Here is a 16182-nt window from a genome sequence, read left to right as displayed (position 1 = left end):
GCGCCGGCACCCGCGGGCGGCGCGGGACGGGCGGCATCGGCGGAGACCGGGCGGCCGAGGGTGGTCTCCACGACCGCCAGGAACGCACCGGCGTCCCGGACCAGGTCGTCGGCCTCCCGCTCGGTGACCGCGTGGGAGAGCCCGGCCTCGGCGGCGGCGCGCTTGGCCGCACCGGCGGCGAAGAACGCGGCCCACTCACCGAGCTCGGGGGCGACCTGGCCGATGAGCACCCAGGCGCTGCGGGGGCGGCGCCGGCCGGACTCGGGACGGGTGCGGGCGGCCAGCACCGCGGCGGCCCCGCGCAGTGCGGCCAGGTGCGCGGTGGCGTAGCGCCACCCCGCGTCCGGGCAGACCGCGGCCTCGGCCAGCCCCCGGTGGGCCTGCCCCAGCAGCTGGGAGGCAGCCGGCGGCAACGGCGGGGTGAGCTCGAGCTGGGCGGGTGAGAGCACCCGGACCGCGCCCATCAGTCGTGCACCCGGACGAGCAGCCAGCAGTTCTCGGCCGGCTCCCACGACAGGTCGAACACCCCGGCGAAGCTGGTCTGCGACCGGCCGGCACGGACCGCCTCCAGCCGCCACACCTGCCGGGTGGCCACCAGGTCGGCCGAGGCGCCTCCGCCGCCACCGGTGGCCGCCCCGCGCTGCCACCAGGGGGACGTCTCGACCCAGTGGTCGAGCAGCTCGCCGACCTCGTGCCGGCTGCCCGCCCGCCAGAACTGCACGGGCCCCAGCGGACCCTGCTCGACCTGCACCTCTTCACCGACGCGGCCTCCCGCGCCGAGCAGCACACGGCTCATGACAGACTCCGCCCTCCTGCACCCCAGCCGACTTCCCCACCGGCTGTTCGAACACCTGTTCGAACACGACGAGCAGACCACGGCGCCCCGGCGGGCGTCAAGCCGGCGCGCGTGCCCTGTGGACACCCGTCGCGACTGTCGGACCCCTCCTCCACAGTGGGCTCGTGGACGACCCGACAGCACGCGTGCGCCGCGCCTACGACACCGTCGCCGAGCCCTACGCCCGACTGGTGGGCCGCGACCTGACCGGCCAGCCGTGGGAGCGCCGGGTGCTCGACGCGCTGGTCGCCGTGGTCGACGGTCCGGTGCTCGACGCCGGCTGCGGCACCGGTCGCACCACCGGTCACCTGCACGCCCTCGGGGTCGACGTGCGCGGGGTCGACCTCTCCCCCCGGATGGTCGCCGTCGCGCGCCGCGACCACCCCGGGATCGCGTTCGCCGCGGGGGACCTGGCCGCCCTGGACGAACCCGACGGGCAGCTCTCCGCCGTCCTGGCCTGGTACTGCCTGATCCACGTCGCCCCGGCCGACCGGCCCGTCGTGACCGCCGAGCTGGCCCGGGTGCTCCGGCCCGGCGGGCACCTGCTGGTGGCCTTCCAGGTCGGCACCGCCCACCTGCGCCGCATGTCGGCCTACGGCCGCGCGGTGGACCTCGACGTCTGGCGACTGGACCCCGAGGAGCTGCTCGCCGTGCTGGACGGGGCCGGCTTCGAGCCGGTGACCCGCTGGGACCGTCCCGCCGGCCCCCGGGAGACCACGCCCCAGGCGGCCCTGCTGCTGCGCCGGCGGTCTCCCCACGGGCACGGTGCGACCGGCGGCACCGGGGACACCGGTGGGAGACTCGGGTCATGACCGTTGCTGACCACCCCCGGGTGGCCGAGGTCCTCGCGCAGCTGCGGGCCGCCGGCGCCGACGGTGCCGCCGACGCGGTCCGCGAGCTGCCCGACAGCGCACCCACCGCCGCCGCGGCCGCGGCACAGCTCGGCGTCGGGGTCGGGGCGATCGCCAACAGCCTGGTCTTCGACGTCGACGGCAACCCGGTGATGGTGATGACCAGCGGCGCCCACCGGGTGGACACCGGGATGGTGGCCGGCCTGCTCGGGGTCCGCGAGGTGCGCCGGGCGAGCCCGGAGTTCGTCCGGCGGCACACCGGCCAGGCGATCGGCGGGGTCGCCCCCGTCGGGCACCCGCACCCGATCGGCACGCTGGTCGACGTCGAGCTCGCCCGCCACCCCGTCGTCTGGGCCGCCGCCGGCCACCCGCACACCGTCTTCCCGACCAGCTACGACGAGCTGCTGGCGATCACCGCCGGCACCCCGGCCGAGGTCGCCGCACCGTTCGACCCACCCGCCCCCGCACCCGATGAGGCCCGCACCCCGTGACCGACACCGTCCCCGCCACCCGGGTGGTCGAGCTGCCCACCCGCTGGATGCGCGACCACCTGCACGAGGCACTGGCCATCTACGGCGCCGCGATGGGCTACGGGGACTCCGTCGTCGCCGGCCGGTACGGCTACGCCGTGCAGCACACCGAGCGCTCGGGCTTCCGTGCGGTCGGCGCGTTCACCCAGACCCCGCAGGGCGAGCAGCTGGTCGGCTTCGGCTACGGCTACCTCGTCGCGCCCGGCCAGTGGTGGCACGACCAGGTGCGGCACGCCCTCGACCGGCGCACCGCCAAGCGCTGGCTGCCCGGCGCCTTCGAGGTCTGCGAGCTGCACGTGCACCCCGAGCACCAGAGCAAGGGCCTGGGTCGCCAGCTGCTGCACGCCCTGGTCGCCGACCTGCCGCACCCCGCCGCGCTGCTGAGCACCCCGGACTCCCCGACCAAGGCCTTCGGGCTCTACCAGGCCGACGGCTTCGTCGACCTGGCCCGCGGCTACCACTTCCCCGGCGACGCCCGGCCCTTCGCGATCCTCGGTGCCCGCCTGCCGCTGGGCACCCCCGCCGATGTCTGACACCGCCGACGCGATCGTCATCGGGTCCGGGCACAACGGCATGGTCGCCGCCTGCCACCTGGCCGAGGCCGGCCTGCACGTCGAGGTGGTCGAGAGCGACACCGTGCTCGGTGGGGCGGTCTCCACCGTGGAACGCTGGCCCGGCGTGCACGTCGACCGGGGCTCCAGTGCGCACGTGATCATCCGGCACTCCGGGATCGTCGAGGAGCTCGACCTCGCCGCCCACGGCCTCCGCTACGTCGACTGCGACCCGTGGGGCTTCGCCCCGGCCACCGCGCCGGGCAGCGAGGGGCCCGACGGCCGTCCGATCGTGTTCTCCGTCGACCTCGACGCCACCTGCGCCTCCATCGAGGCCGCCTGCGGGCCCGAGGACGCCGCCGCCTACCGCCGCTTCGTCGGCGTCTGGGGCCCCCGCAGCGCCCAGGTCGTCCAGGCCTTCGGTGACCGGCCCAGCCCGGCCCGGCTGGTGCGCCACCTGTGGCCGCTCGGGGCGCCGGCGAAGGGCCGACCGCGCACGGCGGGCGGTGAACTGGCGACGGACTTCCTCGGCTCCGGCGACGCCCTGCTGGACCGGTGGTTCTCCTCCGAGCGCCTCAAGGCGGCGCTGGCCTGGTTCGGCGCCCAGTCCGGACCCCCGATGTCCGAGCCCGGCACCGCGGCCATGGTCGGCTGGGCGGCCCTGCTGCACACCACCCCGCCCGGGCACCCGGTCGGTGGTTCCGGTGGCCTGACCCGCGCGCTGCGCGCCAAGCTCGAGTCGCACGGCGGCCGGGTCACCCTCGGCGACGGCGCCGCGTCGCTGATCACCGAGGACGGCCGGGTCACCGGCGTCGTCACCGCGTCCGGGCGACGGATCCAGGCCCCCGTCGTCGTCGCCGCCTGCCACGTGAGCGCCACCGCGGCCATCGCCGGGGACGACGCACCACCCGCCCTGGCCGACGCCGCGCCCCCGTTGGGCAACGGCTTCGGCCTGGTCGTCCGCTGCCAGACCGATGCCCTGCCCCAGTACCCCGGGGTGTCGGCGGCGGACTCGTTACAGGGACTGCAACTGCTGTGCACCGACCGCGCCCAGCTGGCCCGGGCGCACGGCGACTGGCTGGCCGGGGAGGTGCCGCGCGAGCCGGTGCCGCTGGCCATGAGCTTCTCCGCCAGCGACGACACCCTGGCGCCCGAGGGCCAGCACGTGGTGACGATCTGGGGCCAGTGGTACCCGTACGCGATGGCCGACGGCGCCGACTGGGACGCCATCGCCGACACCGAGGCCCGTCGGCTGATCGAGGCCGTCGACCGGTACGCCCCCGGGTTCGCCGACTCGGTACAGCGGATGTACGTGCAGACCCCGCTGCGGCTGGAGCAGGAGCTCGGCCTGGTGCGGGGCAACGTCATGCACGTGGAGATGTCGCTGGCCTCGATGTTCGCCTTCCGGCCCACCCCGGAGCTCTCCGGGCACCGGGTGCCGGGGCTGCCAGGGCTGTACCTGTCCGGGGCCTCCACGCACCCCGGTGGCGGGGTGTCGGGCAACTCCGGGCGGACGGCGGCCCGGGTGGTGCTGGGCGACCGGTCCCGGCTGGGCCGGCTGACGAAGCGGCTCACCCGCCGGTGACGACGCTGGACCAGCGCACCGCCCACCCGACGGCGGCCCGGGTGCCGTGGGTGCTCGCCGGAGCGCTGGTGCTGGCCGCGATCGCCTACCCGCTCGCCGGGGGCGGCGGCCGGGACGTCGTGAGCTGGACGATCGTCCTGCTCGGATCGGCCCTGTCGGTGGCGCACGCCTGGGTCTCGCGGGGCGCACGGACCGGGCTCGGCGTGCTCGGGGTGGTGGTGGCCGCCTCGGTGCTGTTCGAGGCGGTCGGGCTGGCGACCGGGTTCCCGTACGGCAGCTACACGTACTCCGACGCGCTGGGCCCGACGCTGCTCGGCGTGCCGTTCCTGGTGCCGCTGGCGTGGCTGATGATGGCCTGGCCGAGCTGGCTGCTGGCCCGCCGGCTGGTGCCTGCCCACCGGCTGGGCCGGATCGCCACCGCTGCTGCCGTCTTCGCCGCCTGGGACGTCGTGCTGGACCCCCAGCTCGTCCAGGCCGGCTACTGGACCTGGGCGCACCCCTCCCCGGGGCTGCCCGGGATCGACACCGTGCCGCTGACGAACCTGGCCGGCTGGCTGCTGGCCGGGCTGGTGACGATGGCCGCCCTGGACGCGCTGGCCGCCCGGACCGCGCCCCGGCTCGGGGACGGCGCCCCGATGCTGGTGCTGGGCTGGATGACCCTGGGCGGGGCCCTGGCCCACGCGGCGTTCCTCGACCTGCCCGGCTCGGCCGCCTGGGGCGTCGTGCTGGCGGTACCGGTGCTCGTCGCACTCGCCCGGCAGCGCACCCGCCGGTGAGGCCGGTCGCGCTGCTCGCCGGGATCAGCGTGGCCACGGCGGTGCACGCCGTGGTCAACACCGCGCTGCTCCGGCGGCCGGCGGCCGACCCACCGCCGGTGCGCCACCGGGTGCGGGTCGTCGTCCCGGCCCGGGACGAGGAGGCCACCCTGACGGGCTGCCTGGAGTCGGTGGCCGCCCAGACCGGGGTGCCCCACCTGCACACGGTGGTGGTCGACGACGGGTCCACCGACGGCACGGCCGCGATCGCCCGGGCGCACGGCGTCGAGGTGCGGACGGCCACCCCGCCCGCGGCCGGGTGGCTGGGCAAGCCGGCCGCCTGCGCCCAGGGCGCGGCCGGGGCCGGCGACGTCGACGTGCTGGTGTTCCTCGACGCCGACGTCCGGCTCGCCCCGCACGCCGTTGCCGCCGCGGTGGCGCTGCTCGACGCGCACGACCTGGACCTGGTCTCGCCCTGGCCCCGGCAGCTCGCGGTCACCCCGGCCGAGCGGCTGGTGCAGCCGCTGCAGCAGTGGCTGTGGGCGACCACGCTGCCGCTGCGGCTCGCCGAGCGCTCGCCCCGGCCCTCGCTGGCTGCAGCCAACGGGCAGTTCCTGGTGGTCCGCCGGGACGCCTACGAGCGGGCCGGCGGGCACGGTGCGGTGCGCGGGGAGGTGCTCGAGGACATCGCGCTGCTGCGGGCGCTGAAGCGCTCGGGCGGGCGGGGCGTGGTGGTCGAGGGCTCGACGCTGGCCGCGACCCGGATGTACGAGGGCTGGGCGCCGCTGCGGGCCGGCTACGAGAAGTCGCTGTGGTCGGCGCTGGGCGGGTCACCGGTGGGCAGCCTGCTGGCGGGGGCGGCGCTGACGGCGGTGTACGTGGTCCCCCCGCTGAGCGGGACCCGGGCCGGGCTGGTCGGCTACGCCGCCGGCGTGCTGGGCCGGGCGGTGACCGCCGCCCGCATCGGCGGCCGGGTGTGGCCCGACAGCCTGACCCACCCGCTGGGGGTCGCACTGCTCGACGTGCTGCTGGTCGGCTCGGTGCTGGGCCGCCGGCGCGGCACCCTGGAGTGGCGGGGCCGCACGCTGCGGTGAGACTGGACGGCGTGACCTCTCCCGACCACGCCCGCACGCACTTCGACCCGGCCGAGATGGGCACCGGGGCCTTCTACCGGGTGCTGAACTCCGTCGTCGTCCCCCGCCCGATCGCCTGGGTCTGCAGCCGCGACGCCGACGGGGGCCACAACCTGGCCCCGCACAGCTTCTACACGGTGGCCTGCGTGGACCCGCCGATCGTGCAGTTCACGTCCGTGGGCCGCAAGGACTCCCTGAACAACGTCGAGGCGACCGGTGACTTCACCGTCAACCTGACGCCGGAGGCGCTGTTCGAGCAGGTCAACGCCACCGGGACCGACTTCCCGCCCGACCACGACGAGGCCGAGCAGACCGGTGTCACGCTGGAGGACAGCTCGGTGGTGGCGGCCAAGCGGGTCGCGGAGTCCCCGGTGAGCCTGGAGTGCGTGCTGCACTCGACGATCCGGCTGGGCGACAGCACCGTCGTCTTCGGTCGGGTCGTGCACGCCACGGCGTGGGAGACCGTCGTCCGCGACGGCCGCCCGCGGATCGAGGAGCTGAACCCGCTGGCCCGCCTGGGCGGCAACGAGTGGGCGACGATCGGGGAGCTGAAGGAGATCAAGCGGATCCCCTTCAGCCAGTGGTCCGAGGACCCCTCGATCGGTCAGGCGTTGCGCGGGGAGTGAGGCAGGTGCGGGGCCACCTCGGCGGCGGCCTCCGCACCGAAGGCGGCCTCGAAGCGCTGCAGGAACGACTCCCGGGGCAGCGAGTACTCCTGGGTGCCCACGACCTCGACGGCGGCGGTGGCCACGGCCGAGCCGACCTGGGTGGCCCGCTCCAGCGACAGGCCCCACTGGCGGGCGGCGACGAAGCCGGCGCGCAGCGCGTCGCCGCCGCCGGTGGGCTCCACGGGGCGGGTCTCGGGGACGGCGATGACCTCGATCGTCTCCTCCCCCACCCGCTCGACCCGCACGCCGTTGGCGGCCCGGGTGGTCACCCAGGTGCCGACCCGGTCGAGCACCTCGGCGTGGCTCCAGCCGGTCTTCTGCTTGAGCAGCGCGGCCTCGTACTCGTTGGTGAACAGCAGCTCGGCGCCGTCGACCAGGGTGCGGATCATCTCGCCGTCGGCCCAGGCCAGCTGCTGGGAGGGGTCGGCCATGAACGCGTAGCCGCGGTCCCGGCACTCCTGGGTGTGCTGCACCATCGCGGTGGGGTCGTTCGGGCCGACGATGACCAGGTCCAGGGTGCCGACCCGCTTCTCCACCGGGGCCAGCTCGATCATCGAGGCCTCGGCCATGGCGCCGGAGTAGAACGACGCGATCTGGTTGTTCGCCGAGTCGGTCGTGCAGGTGAACCGGGCCGTGTGCTTGAGCTCGGACCAGTGCACCGAGGCGGTGTCCACCCCGTGCCGGTTCAGCCAGGCCTCGTAGTCGTCGAAGTCGTTGCCGACCGCGCCGACGAGCACCGGGGTCAGGCCGAGCAGGCCCATGCCGTAGGCCATGTTGGCCCCGGCGCCGCCGCGGTGCTGCACCAGGTCGTCGACCAGGAACGACAGCGAGACGTTCTCCATCTGGCCCTCGACGAACTGCTCGGTGAAGGTGCCCGGGAAGGTCATCAGGTGGTCGGTGGCGATCGAACCGGTCACGGCGACGGACACGGTGGGGCTCCAGAGGGGGGTGCGGGCTCACACGGACCCGGTGGCCGGCTGCTCGGCAGCCCCCCCGGGGTTCACCCGAGCGTAACGGGACCGGGGCCGTCCAGCGCCCTGCGCAGCTGCAGGCCCAGCTGCGTGGTGCCGACGACGCCGAGCAGCACACCCACCGCGGCGCCGGCCACCACGACCGGCTCGGCCAGTCCGACCAGCGAGGAGACCCCGGCCCCGCCGAGCGTCATCCCGGCCATCGCGACCCGGGTCGGCCGTTCCCACACCGACACCGCGCCGGTCTCGTCGACCCCGGCCTGCCCGGCCCGGGCGCGCAGGTAGTCCGGCAGCCAGCAGAGCGCGCCGAAGGCGACCACGAGCCAGCCGGGAGCCCCGGCGACCCAGAAGGCGAGGGCGTAGGCGACCTCGGTCAGCCGGTCGACGACGGAGTCCAGCACGAACCCCCGCCGGCTGGCCCGCCCGCCCGCGATGGCCAGCGCGCCGTCCAGGGAGTCCAGCAGCCCGGACAGCCCGATCAGCAGCCCGGCGGGGACCAGCCACAGCCCGCCGGCCGCGGCGGGGCCGATCGAGGCCAGCGCCACGACCAGGCCCAGCGCGGTGACCAGCAGCGGGGAGAGCCCGGACAGCGGCCGCGCCAGGGTGTACGCGATGGTCAGCCAGCCGCGGACGATCCCGCTGTCGCGCGGGTCGGTGCCGCCGTGCCAGGTGGACCACGCGTCGAAGTACTCGTCGCGGCTGAGGAAGGACGGCACGGGGACAGTCCACCAGGACCGGGGAAACCGGGGACAGTGGTGGGGTGTTCGCCAGCCTCTCCCCCGCCCGTCGCCGGCTCGTGCTCGGGTTGCTGGCCGCCGTCGTGGTCGCCGCCCTGGCGCTGACCGCGGCGCTGCTGGTCCCCCGGCTCACCGCCGACGACGCGACCGAGGTGTCCCAGTCCGAGCTGGGCCCGGTGCTGCTCGTGCCCGGGTACGGCGGCTCGACGGCCTCCCTGCAGACGCTCGCCGACCGGCTCGACGCCGTCGGCCGGGACGCCACGGTCGTCGACGTGCCCGACGAGGGCACCGGGGACATGAACGCCTCGGCCGCCGTGCTCGGCACCGCGGTGGACGACGCGCTGGCGCGGACCGGGGCCAGCAGCGTGGACGTGATCGGCTACTCCGCGGGGGGCGTCATCGCCCGGCTGTGGGCCGCCGACGGCGGGGCCGAGCAGGCCCGCCGCATCCTCACCCTGGGCTCCCCGCACCACGGCACCACGCTGGCCGACCTCGGGTCCGAGCTCGCCCCCGACCAGTGCCCCGAGGGGTGCCGGCAGCTGACCACCGACAGCGACCTGCTGCGCGAGCTGAACGCCGACGACGAGACGCCGGCCGGGCCGACGTGGGTGTCGATCTGGACGACGGTGGACCAGACCGTCACCCCGCCGGACTCCGCCGAGCTCGACGGCGCACTCAACCTGACCGTGCAGTCGGTCTGCGCGGACTCGACCGTCGAGCACGGCCAGCTGCCCCGCGACCCCCTGGTGCAGTCGATCGTGCTCGCCGAGCTGGCCGGCGGGCAGCCGGTCGCGCTGGGCCCGGCCGACTGCGGGCGGCTCTCCGGCTGAGGCCCGCGGGTCAGCCGCCGAAGGCGTCGGCCTGCAGGGCGTACAGCTCGGCGTACCGGCCGCCGGCGGCGACCAGCTCCTCGTGGCTGCCGTGTTCGACCACCCGGCCCTCGTGCAGCACGTGGATCACGTCGGCGAGCCGCACGCTGGACCAGCGGTGCGAGACGAGCACGGCGGCCCGGCCGTCCAGCACGGCCCGGACGTCGCGGAACAGCTCGTGCTCGGCCCGGGGGTCCAGGGCGGCGCTGGGCTCGTCGAGCACCACCAGGTCGCTGTCCCGGTAGAGCGCCCGGGCCAGGGCGACCCGCTGCCACTGGCCCCCGGACAGGTCGCCGCCCTCGCCGAGCTCCACGCCCAGCACGGTGTCCTGCCCGTGCGGCAGCCGGCGCACCGCGTCGCCGACACCGACCCGGTCCAGCACCGCGGCGACCCGGTCGGGGTCGGTCGTCCGCCCGGGCCCGCCCGAGACGGCGACGTTGTCGGTGACCGACATCTGGTAGCGCAGGAAGTCCTGGAACAGCACGCTGGTGCTGGCCCGGAGGTCGTCGCGACCCAGCGCCCGCCCGTCCCAGCAGACCGCCCCGGAGGCCGGGGCGTAGAGCCCGGCCAGCACCTTGGCCAGGGTCGTCTTGCCCGACCCGTTCTCCCCCACGAGGGCCACCACCCGGCCCGGCAGCACGTCGAGACTGACGTCGTCCAGGGCCGGCCGGGTCTGCCCGGGGTAGGTGAAGGAGACCGACCGGACGGCCAGCCCGGTGTGCAGGGTCTGCCGCACCCCGCTGGTGTCCCGGGCCGGGAAGTCGGCGAGGAAGGCGTCCAGGTCGGCCAGGAACGGGCCGGCCTCGACCAGCGAGCCCAGCGAGCGGAAGACCCGGGCCAGCTGCCCGCCCAGCAGCCGGGCGGCGACCGCGGCGGCCCCGGCGCCGGGCAGCCCGATCCGCCCGCTGGTGGCCAGCCAGACCACCACGACCATCGCCGCGCCGAGGGCCACCGCCGCGGTGACCAGACCGGCCAGCGCAGTGCGTCGCCGGCCGCCCACGTGGGCCTGCAGCCGGCCCAGGTGTGCGGCGTCCTCCGCGTCGTGCCGGGCCAGCAGCCCGGGGGCGGCGTCGAAGGCGCGCAGCTCGGCGGCGGTCACCCGATGGCTGAGCAGCGACTTGAGGTAGCCGCGGCGCTGCATCGACGCGGTGGAGCGCCGGGCCAGGGCGAACTCCGCGCGGCTGGCCCGGCGGGACAGCAGCACCGCGGGGACGGCGCCCACGGCGAGCACCGGGACCAGCACCGGCGCCACCGTGAGCAGCGCACCGCCCAGCACCAGGACGCCGAGCAGTCCGCCGGCCAGCCCGAACACCGCGGTCACCACGCCGGCGGGCCGGCTCACCGCGTTGCCGCGCACCCGTTCCAGCCGGTCCAGGAAGCCGGTGGACTCGTAGGTGACCAGGTCGACCGACGCGCACGAGGCCAGCAGCGACCGCCAGACCGCCTGGGCCACCCGCTCGCCCAGCACCCGCTGGTGCAGCCCGGTGAGCACCCCGATCGAGCCGGACGCGGCGGTGAGGACGGCGATGAGCAGCAGCGGGAGGACGAGTCCGGACCCGTCACCGGTGTCCAGCACCGTGCGGAGCGCGAGGTGGCTCGCCGCGACCAGCCCGAGACCGCACAGCGCGCCGCCCAGGGCGAGCCCTCCGGCGACGAGGGTGCCCCGGCGGTCGGCCCGCCAGACCGTGGCGACGGCGGTGGCCACCGGCAGACTCCGCCGGCGCCTGATCACTCTCTGCCATCGACCAGCTGCACTGAGTGGTCTCATCCGACTAGCCTCGCCCGCATGTCCGGCTCGTCGGGTCCGCCCGGTCCTGCATCGGTGGGCGTCGTCGACCCGCGCCCGCTGGTCCGCGCCGCCCTCGCCGCAGCGCTGGGGCGGGTGTCGGGGCTGCGCCTGGTGGGCTCGTACGCCGGCTGGCCGGAGGTCGTACCGGCCGATCTCGACAGGACGGTCTGGCTGAGCCCGTCGGGGCACCCCGGGACCCGCAGCGTGGCCGTCGAGGACCTCGACGTGGCCGACCTGACCGGGCTGGCCGCGCGGGTGCGCCAGGCCGCCTGCGTCCCCCCGGCGCCGGCCGGGGTCGGCCGTCCGTCGCTGTCCCCCCGCGAGGACGCCGTGCTGAGCGCCGTCGCGGCCGGCGTACCGGCCGCACGGACCGCCGCCGACCTGGGCATCAGCCCCCGCGCGGTGCAGGCGGCGAGGCAGCGGGCGATGGCCAAGCTCGGGGTGTCCACGCAGGTCGAGGCGGTGCGGCTGGCCCACGAGCTCCGCTCGGCCGGGGTGCCGCTCACCCGCGTCCCGGTGCCCCGGACCGCCCCGGACGACGACCGGTGAGCGGCGCGGTGGCGGCGGTGGTCGCCGGGTCCTCGCCCCTGGTGCGGTCCGTGCTGCGCGACGTGCTGACCCACGCCTGGGTGCGCCCGGTGCGCACCCCCACGACCGCCGAGGACGTCGTCCGGGCCTGCGGGGAGGGGGCCGGGCTGCTGGTCAGCGACGTGGTGGTGGACGACGTCCCGCTGGCCGCGCTGCTGCCCGCGGTGCTGGGGGCGGCCACCCGGGTGCTGGTGGTGTGCCCGCGGGCGAGCGCCGGCGCCGTCCCGGAGCTGCTCCTGGCCGGGGCGTCGGGCGTGCTGCTGCTGGAGGAGTGCACCGCCGAGGACGTGGCGACCGCCGTCCGGGAGACGGTGTCCGGGCGCGCGACCCTGCACCCCACCGTCGCCGCGCTGGTGCTGCAGCAGTGGCGGGAGGCCCGCGCCCCCCGCCCGCCGGCGCTGACGCCCAAGGAGCAGGAGGTGCTGGTGGCGATGCTGGCCGGTGACCCGGTGAAGTCCATCGCCCGGGCGCTGGGGCTCTCGGCCCGCACCGTGGACAGCCACCGGTCGCGGATCTTCGTCAAGCTCGGGGTGCGCAGCCACGCCCAGGCCGTGCAGCGCGCCCTGGACCTGGGCCTGGTGCCGCGGTGAGCGCGTCAGCTGAGGACGTTGCCGAACTCGTCGGAGTCCCCGCCGGGGCCGTTGGGGGTGCCGGGGATGACCAGGATGACGCCGTCGGCGGCGCCGAACGTCTTGTACTGGAGGGTCATGTCGTGCAGCGACCCGATGGTCGTGACGGTCGGTGACTCGTACTCGAACACGGTTGCTCCCTGGAGTCGGTGGAGCGCTGAACGTAGGTGCGCGGCCCCGGGCCGGTCACCGGGCGGCTTCACCTAGGTGACGCCGCACCTCGGGTGCTACGGGCTCGCCCTGCCCGACCTGACCGACGCCCGGCACCTGCTGCGCCCCGTGCCGGCCGACGCCCCGGTGCTGCGGGTCGGCCAGGCCCGGGGGCCCTCGACCCTGACCGCGGACCTGCTGGACGGGGACCGGGCCGCGTTCGCGATGGTCAACGGTGCGGGTGACCTGCACCTGGACCGGGCCACCCGGACGGCGCACTTCACCACCGTCGACCCCCTGCCGCACGACCACCTGGTGCACCCGCACCTCTCCCTGGTGTCCGCGATCGCCGCCCACTGGCTGGGCCACGACGTCTTCCACGCCGGCGCGGTGTCCGTCGCCGGCCGGGCGTGGGGCGTGCTGGGCGCCCGGGACGCCGGGAAGAGCTCGCTGGTCGCCCAGGCGCACGTGCTGGGCCACCCCGTGGTCACCGACGACGTCGCCGTGGTCGTCGACCGCCAGGTGCTGCCCGGTCCGGGCCTGGTCGACCTGCGCCGCGGCGCCGCCGAGCACCTCGGGCTGGGCACCCCGATGGGCGTGGTCGGTCGCCGTGAGCGGTGGCGGGTGCCGGTGCCCCCGGCGGGGCCGACCCCGCTGGCCGGGTGGCTGGTGCCGGCCTGGGGTCCGCCCGACCTGCGCCCGGTGCCGCCGGCGGCGCGGGTGCCGTTGCTGGTGCAGGCGGCGGCGCTGCGCCGTCCCCCACCGGACCCGGCGCAGTTCTTCGACCTGGCCGGCGTCCCGGTGCTGCAGTGGACCCGGCCCCGGGACTGGTCGCTGATGGCGGCGGCCACCGAGCAGCTGCTCGCCGAGCTCGCCCGGCGCTAGACCCGGGCAGCCCAGGCGGCCTGCAGCAGCGGGTGGGTGCGGGCGTCCGGGTCGGCCGCGGCCCACTCCCGGCGCAGCGCGGCCACGTCGACCAGCGCGGGGTCGACCCCCGACCCGTCCCAGTCGGCGACGAACGCCCGGGTGTGCGGGCCCCAGAACGCGCCGTTGAACGTCGCCTTGCCCACCCGGGACACCGTGGCCTGCGGCAGCACGTCGGCGAACAGCCGGACCATCTCCCGGGTCCGGTGCCGGGGCCCGGAGTGCCCCCGTTCCCGCGCCAGCGCGGCCAGGAAGGCCGGCTCGGTGAACGGGTGGGCCACGGCGGCGCCGTGCCCGGCGGCCAGCAGCCGCAGGCTCTGCCGGGTGACCTGCAGGTAGCGCGAGGTCCACCAGTGCCCGAGCAGGGCCCGGTCGTGCCGCACCGGCTCCGCCGCCCGCAGGGCCCGCCACCGGTCCCGCACCTCGGCGTCCACGCCCGGGTGCAGCCAGGGGCTGGGCGCGCTGGGCTCGGGACGGCGGTCCAGCACCCACCGGCGCACCGGTCCACGTGCCACCGCCCCGGCCAGCTCGACCAGGTCGGCCGGCACCGGCCGGCTCGTGCGGTCGCGCAACCGGCCGACCCGGTCCCACGCCCACCCGGGGCTCATCACCTCGTCCCCGCCGAACCCGGTGACCAGCGTGCCACCGGCCGCCCGCTCCGCCACGGGGGCGTGGAAGAGCGTGTTCGCCGGCCACAGGACCCCGTGCCGACCGGTCTCGCGGGCGGCCACGGGACCGACCAGGTCCAGCTGGCCGGTGACCTCGACGACCTCCCAGTCGGCCACCCCGAGGTGGGCGACCACCTGCTCCTGCCACGCCGACTCCTCCGCGGCGGGCACCCCGGCGAACCGCAGGGTGACCGCGACCGGGGGCGGCAGCCCCTCCCGGCGCGCGACGAGGGCGGCCACCGCGAGCACGGCGGAGGAGTCCCGGCCGCCGGAGAAGCTGACCACGCACGGCGGACGGCGCAGCGCCTGGCGCAGCACGGCCTCGAAGGCGCCGCGCGCGGTCGGGGTGCCCGGCAGCGCACGGGCCAACGCGGGTCCGGGACCCAGCCCCAGCGGGAACCCGGCGGCGAGCTCGAGCGGGTCGAGCTGCCAGGCGGTCGACGGCGTCACCGCGGCGGCAGCCGGTGGATCTCCCGGTAGCCACGGGCGACCGGGTCGTGCGCCTCGACGTCGAGCCAGGCGTGCGCCCGCACCCCGCCGTCCCCGCCGGTCGAGCCCGCGACGCCGACGACGACCTCGCAGGGCACGTCGTGGGCGGCCAGCCAGGCCTGCAGCACCAGGCTGCGTTCCAGGCAGGTCGGCGCGGTGCGGCGCAGCACGGCCTCGACCCCGCGGCGGGCGCCGGCCGGCAGCGCCGGCGGTGGGGCCACCACGGCGTCGACACCGTCCGCGGCCAGCGCCCGGCGGGCCCGGCGCACCGCCGTCCGGGCCCACCAGGCCGCGCGCAGGGTGGCCGGCGCGAGCCGCCCGGTCAGCGGCTCCCGCCGGTAGGCCCCCCACCGGGCCGGGTCGTGCAACCGGGACGGCGCAGGACGGGGGATCACGTCTCGAGCAGTCCCCGGGTGCGGAGGTCCCCGACGAAAGCGGCCACGTCGGCGGCGGCCCGGTCCGCCGACACGTCGAACTGCGCCTGCAGCACGCCCACGAGCTCGGCCGCGGTGCTGCCCTCGGCGATCCGGGTCCACAGCGCCGCACCGGTGGCGTTGACCCCCAGGTAGTCCGAGGTGCCCAGGTCCAGGGCGATCACCTCGCCGTCGGCCTCGCGCCAGGACACCGCCCCCGGCCGCAGCCTGATCGTCGGTCCCTCGCTCATGGTGGTCCCTCCCCTGTCTCCTGGGTGCGGGCCGGTGCCCGCACGACGGCCCAGCCGTACTCCCCGTCGCCCCGCTCGACCACGACCAGCTCGGCCGCGGCGGCCTCCTCGGCGATCTGCGCGCCGGTGAAGTGGTGCACCGCGTTGGGGGCCAGTGCGTCCCCGAGCAGCGGTGGCTCGGCCCCGCGCCAGCGCCGCAGCGGGCGGGCGACCCGCAGCGCGGTGCGGAACTGGCGTCGGTCGGCCGGCAGCCGGAAGTAGGACAGCAGCACCGGACCGCCGCCGGCCGCCGCCGCCGCGGCGCGCAGCAGGGCGACCCGGGCCGAGCGGGTGGGCACGAGCATGTAGGAGCCCCAGCCCAGGACGACGGCATCGGTGCTGCCCGGACCCACCGGGAACCCGTCCCGGGCACTGACCGCCACCCGGGCACCGTGCCCGTCGGCCGCGGTCAGCGTGGCGCCCACGGCCGCCAGCGTGGGGTTGGGCTCGAAGCCGGCGACGTCGTGCCCGCGGGCCAGCAGCGCCAGCACCTCGCGGCCCCCGCCGGCGCCGGTGACGACGACCCGGCAGCCGGCCGGCAGGTGGGTGTCCACCACGTGGGTCTCCCAGTCGAAGAGGCCCTGCCGGTTGTGCGCCTCGGAGCGGTAGACCGGCTCGCCGTCGTAGAAGTGCCGGTCGAGCAGGGCGAGCTGGTCGGGGGTCAGCAGGCCCAGCCACACGCCGTCCCAGGCGCCTCGGCCCGGTGCACCGCGCCCTCCAGCAGGCGCTCGCCGGCCAGGTGCAGGCGCAGCCAGCG

General features: G+C 76.7%; 19 protein-coding genes and 1 pseudogene. 11 read left to right on the top strand and 9 right to left on the bottom strand.

The window, feature by feature from the left end; translation table 11 throughout:
• Window positions 1-53: 53 nt before the first annotated feature.
• Window positions 54-464: pseudogene (locus F1C76_18500) on the bottom strand (hypothetical protein).
• Window positions 464-796: a hypothetical protein gene (locus tag F1C76_18495; GenBank protein QNG38294.1), complete on the bottom strand. Its 333-nt coding sequence runs from the start codon at window positions 794-796 to the stop codon at window positions 464-466. The pseudogene F1C76_18500 and the gene F1C76_18495 overlap by 1 nt, the downstream one beginning before the upstream one ends.
• A gap of 164 nt (window positions 797-960) precedes the next feature.
• Here F1C76_18495 and F1C76_18490 point away from each other — a divergent pair, with 164 nt between their 5' ends.
• Genes F1C76_18490 through F1C76_18460 form a run of 7 tightly spaced genes read left to right on the top strand, consistent with a single transcriptional unit; the run spans window position 961 to window position 6866 of the window.
• On the top strand, window positions 961-1647 hold the full coding sequence (locus F1C76_18490) for a class I SAM-dependent methyltransferase (protein ID QNG38293.1): 687 nt from the start codon (window positions 961-963) through the stop codon (window positions 1645-1647).
• Window positions 1644-2177, top strand: coding sequence for a YbaK/EbsC family protein (locus F1C76_18485; protein QNG38292.1), 534 nt, complete (start codon window positions 1644-1646; stop codon window positions 2175-2177). Before F1C76_18490 ends, F1C76_18485 begins: the two co-directional genes overlap by 4 nt.
• The gene (locus tag F1C76_18480) at window positions 2174-2749 is read left to right on the top strand and encodes a GNAT family N-acetyltransferase (GenBank protein ID QNG38291.1); all 576 of its coding nucleotides are present in this window, start codon (window positions 2174-2176) and stop codon (window positions 2747-2749) included. Before F1C76_18485 ends, F1C76_18480 begins: the two co-directional genes overlap by 4 nt.
• A complete protein-coding gene (locus F1C76_18475; GenBank protein QNG38290.1) occupies window positions 2742-4352 on the top strand; it encodes an NAD(P)/FAD-dependent oxidoreductase in 1611 nt (536 codons plus the stop codon). The genes F1C76_18480 and F1C76_18475 overlap by 8 nt, the downstream gene beginning before the upstream one ends.
• A gap of 5 nt (window positions 4353-4357) precedes the next feature.
• Entirely contained in the window at window positions 4358-5128 is a 771-nt protein-coding gene (locus tag F1C76_18470; GenBank protein QNG39361.1) for a carotenoid biosynthesis protein, read from the top strand.
• The gene (locus F1C76_18465; GenBank protein ID QNG38289.1) at window positions 5125-6201 is read left to right on the top strand and encodes a glycosyltransferase; all 1077 of its coding nucleotides are present in this window, start codon (window positions 5125-5127) and stop codon (window positions 6199-6201) included. Before F1C76_18470 ends, F1C76_18465 begins: the two co-directional genes overlap by 4 nt.
• A 56-nt stretch (window positions 6202-6257) precedes the next feature.
• Complete coding sequence (locus F1C76_18460; GenBank protein QNG39360.1) at window positions 6258-6866, top strand: flavin reductase family protein; 609 nt, start codon at window positions 6258-6260, stop codon at window positions 6864-6866.
• On the opposite strand, the gene F1C76_18455 is transcribed toward F1C76_18460, so the two are convergent.
• Both F1C76_18455 and F1C76_18450 read right to left on the bottom strand, forming a co-directional pair.
• Window positions 6845-7837: a carbohydrate kinase family protein gene (locus F1C76_18455; GenBank protein ID QNG38288.1), complete on the bottom strand. Its 993-nt coding sequence runs from the start codon at window positions 7835-7837 to the stop codon at window positions 6845-6847. The two genes, F1C76_18460 and F1C76_18455, sit on opposite strands and share 22 nt — an antisense overlap.
• A 71-nt stretch (window positions 7838-7908) precedes the next feature.
• Window positions 7909-8595: a CDP-alcohol phosphatidyltransferase gene (locus F1C76_18450; protein QNG38287.1), complete on the bottom strand. Its 687-nt coding sequence runs from the start codon at window positions 8593-8595 to the stop codon at window positions 7909-7911.
• 44 nt (window positions 8596-8639) lie between these two features.
• On the opposite strand from F1C76_18450, the gene F1C76_18445 reads away from it, so the two are divergent.
• Window positions 8640-9446 (top strand): lipase, encoded by an 807-nt coding sequence (locus F1C76_18445; GenBank protein ID QNG38286.1) that lies wholly within the window; start codon window positions 8640-8642, stop codon window positions 9444-9446.
• 10 nt (window positions 9447-9456) lie between these two features.
• Here the strand turns inward: F1C76_18445 and F1C76_18440 are convergent, their stop codons facing one another.
• Window positions 9457-11253, bottom strand: coding sequence for an ABC transporter ATP-binding protein (locus F1C76_18440; GenBank protein ID QNG38285.1), 1797 nt, complete (start codon window positions 11251-11253; stop codon window positions 9457-9459).
• Between the two features lie 18 nt (window positions 11254-11271).
• Here F1C76_18440 and F1C76_18435 point away from each other — a divergent pair, with 18 nt between their 5' ends.
• From F1C76_18435 to F1C76_18425, 3 genes are all read left to right on the top strand, one after another.
• Window positions 11272-11823, top strand: a complete 552-nt coding sequence (locus tag F1C76_18435; protein ID QNG38284.1) for a hypothetical protein — start codon at window positions 11272-11274, stop codon at window positions 11821-11823.
• Window positions 11820-12452, top strand: a complete 633-nt coding sequence (locus F1C76_18430) for a response regulator transcription factor (protein ID QNG38283.1) — start codon at window positions 11820-11822, stop codon at window positions 12450-12452. Before F1C76_18435 ends, F1C76_18430 begins: the two co-directional genes overlap by 4 nt.
• A gap of 246 nt (window positions 12453-12698) precedes the next feature.
• Window positions 12699-13526, top strand: a complete 828-nt coding sequence (locus tag F1C76_18425; GenBank protein ID QNG38282.1) for a hypothetical protein — start codon at window positions 12699-12701, stop codon at window positions 13524-13526.
• Here the strand turns inward: F1C76_18425 and F1C76_18420 are convergent.
• Genes F1C76_18420 through F1C76_18405 form a run of 4 tightly spaced genes read right to left on the bottom strand, consistent with a single transcriptional unit; the run spans window position 13523 to window position 16105 of the window.
• Window positions 13523-15007 (bottom strand): hypothetical protein, encoded by a 1485-nt coding sequence (locus F1C76_18420; GenBank protein ID QNG38281.1) that lies wholly within the window; start codon window positions 15005-15007, stop codon window positions 13523-13525. The two genes, F1C76_18425 and F1C76_18420, sit on opposite strands and share 4 nt — an antisense overlap.
• A complete protein-coding gene (locus F1C76_18415; GenBank protein ID QNG38280.1) occupies window positions 14680-15117 on the bottom strand; it encodes a lasso peptide biosynthesis B2 protein in 438 nt (145 codons plus the stop codon). The genes F1C76_18420 and F1C76_18415 overlap by 328 nt, the downstream gene beginning before the upstream one ends.
• On the bottom strand, window positions 15114-15386 hold the full coding sequence (locus F1C76_18410) for a PqqD family protein (GenBank protein ID QNG38279.1): 273 nt from the start codon (window positions 15384-15386) through the stop codon (window positions 15114-15116). Before F1C76_18410 ends, F1C76_18415 begins: the two co-directional genes overlap by 4 nt.
• Entirely contained in the window at window positions 15383-16105 is a 723-nt protein-coding gene (locus F1C76_18405) for a hypothetical protein (protein ID QNG38278.1), read from the bottom strand. The genes F1C76_18410 and F1C76_18405 overlap by 4 nt, the downstream gene beginning before the upstream one ends.
• Between the last annotated feature and the right edge of the window lie 77 nt (window positions 16106-16182).

This window comes from Geodermatophilaceae bacterium NBWT11, from assembly GCA_014218215.1.
Taxonomy (GTDB): domain Bacteria; phylum Actinomycetota; class Actinomycetes; order Mycobacteriales; family Geodermatophilaceae; genus Klenkia.
This window is presented reverse-complemented; position numbering and strand designations above follow the sequence as displayed.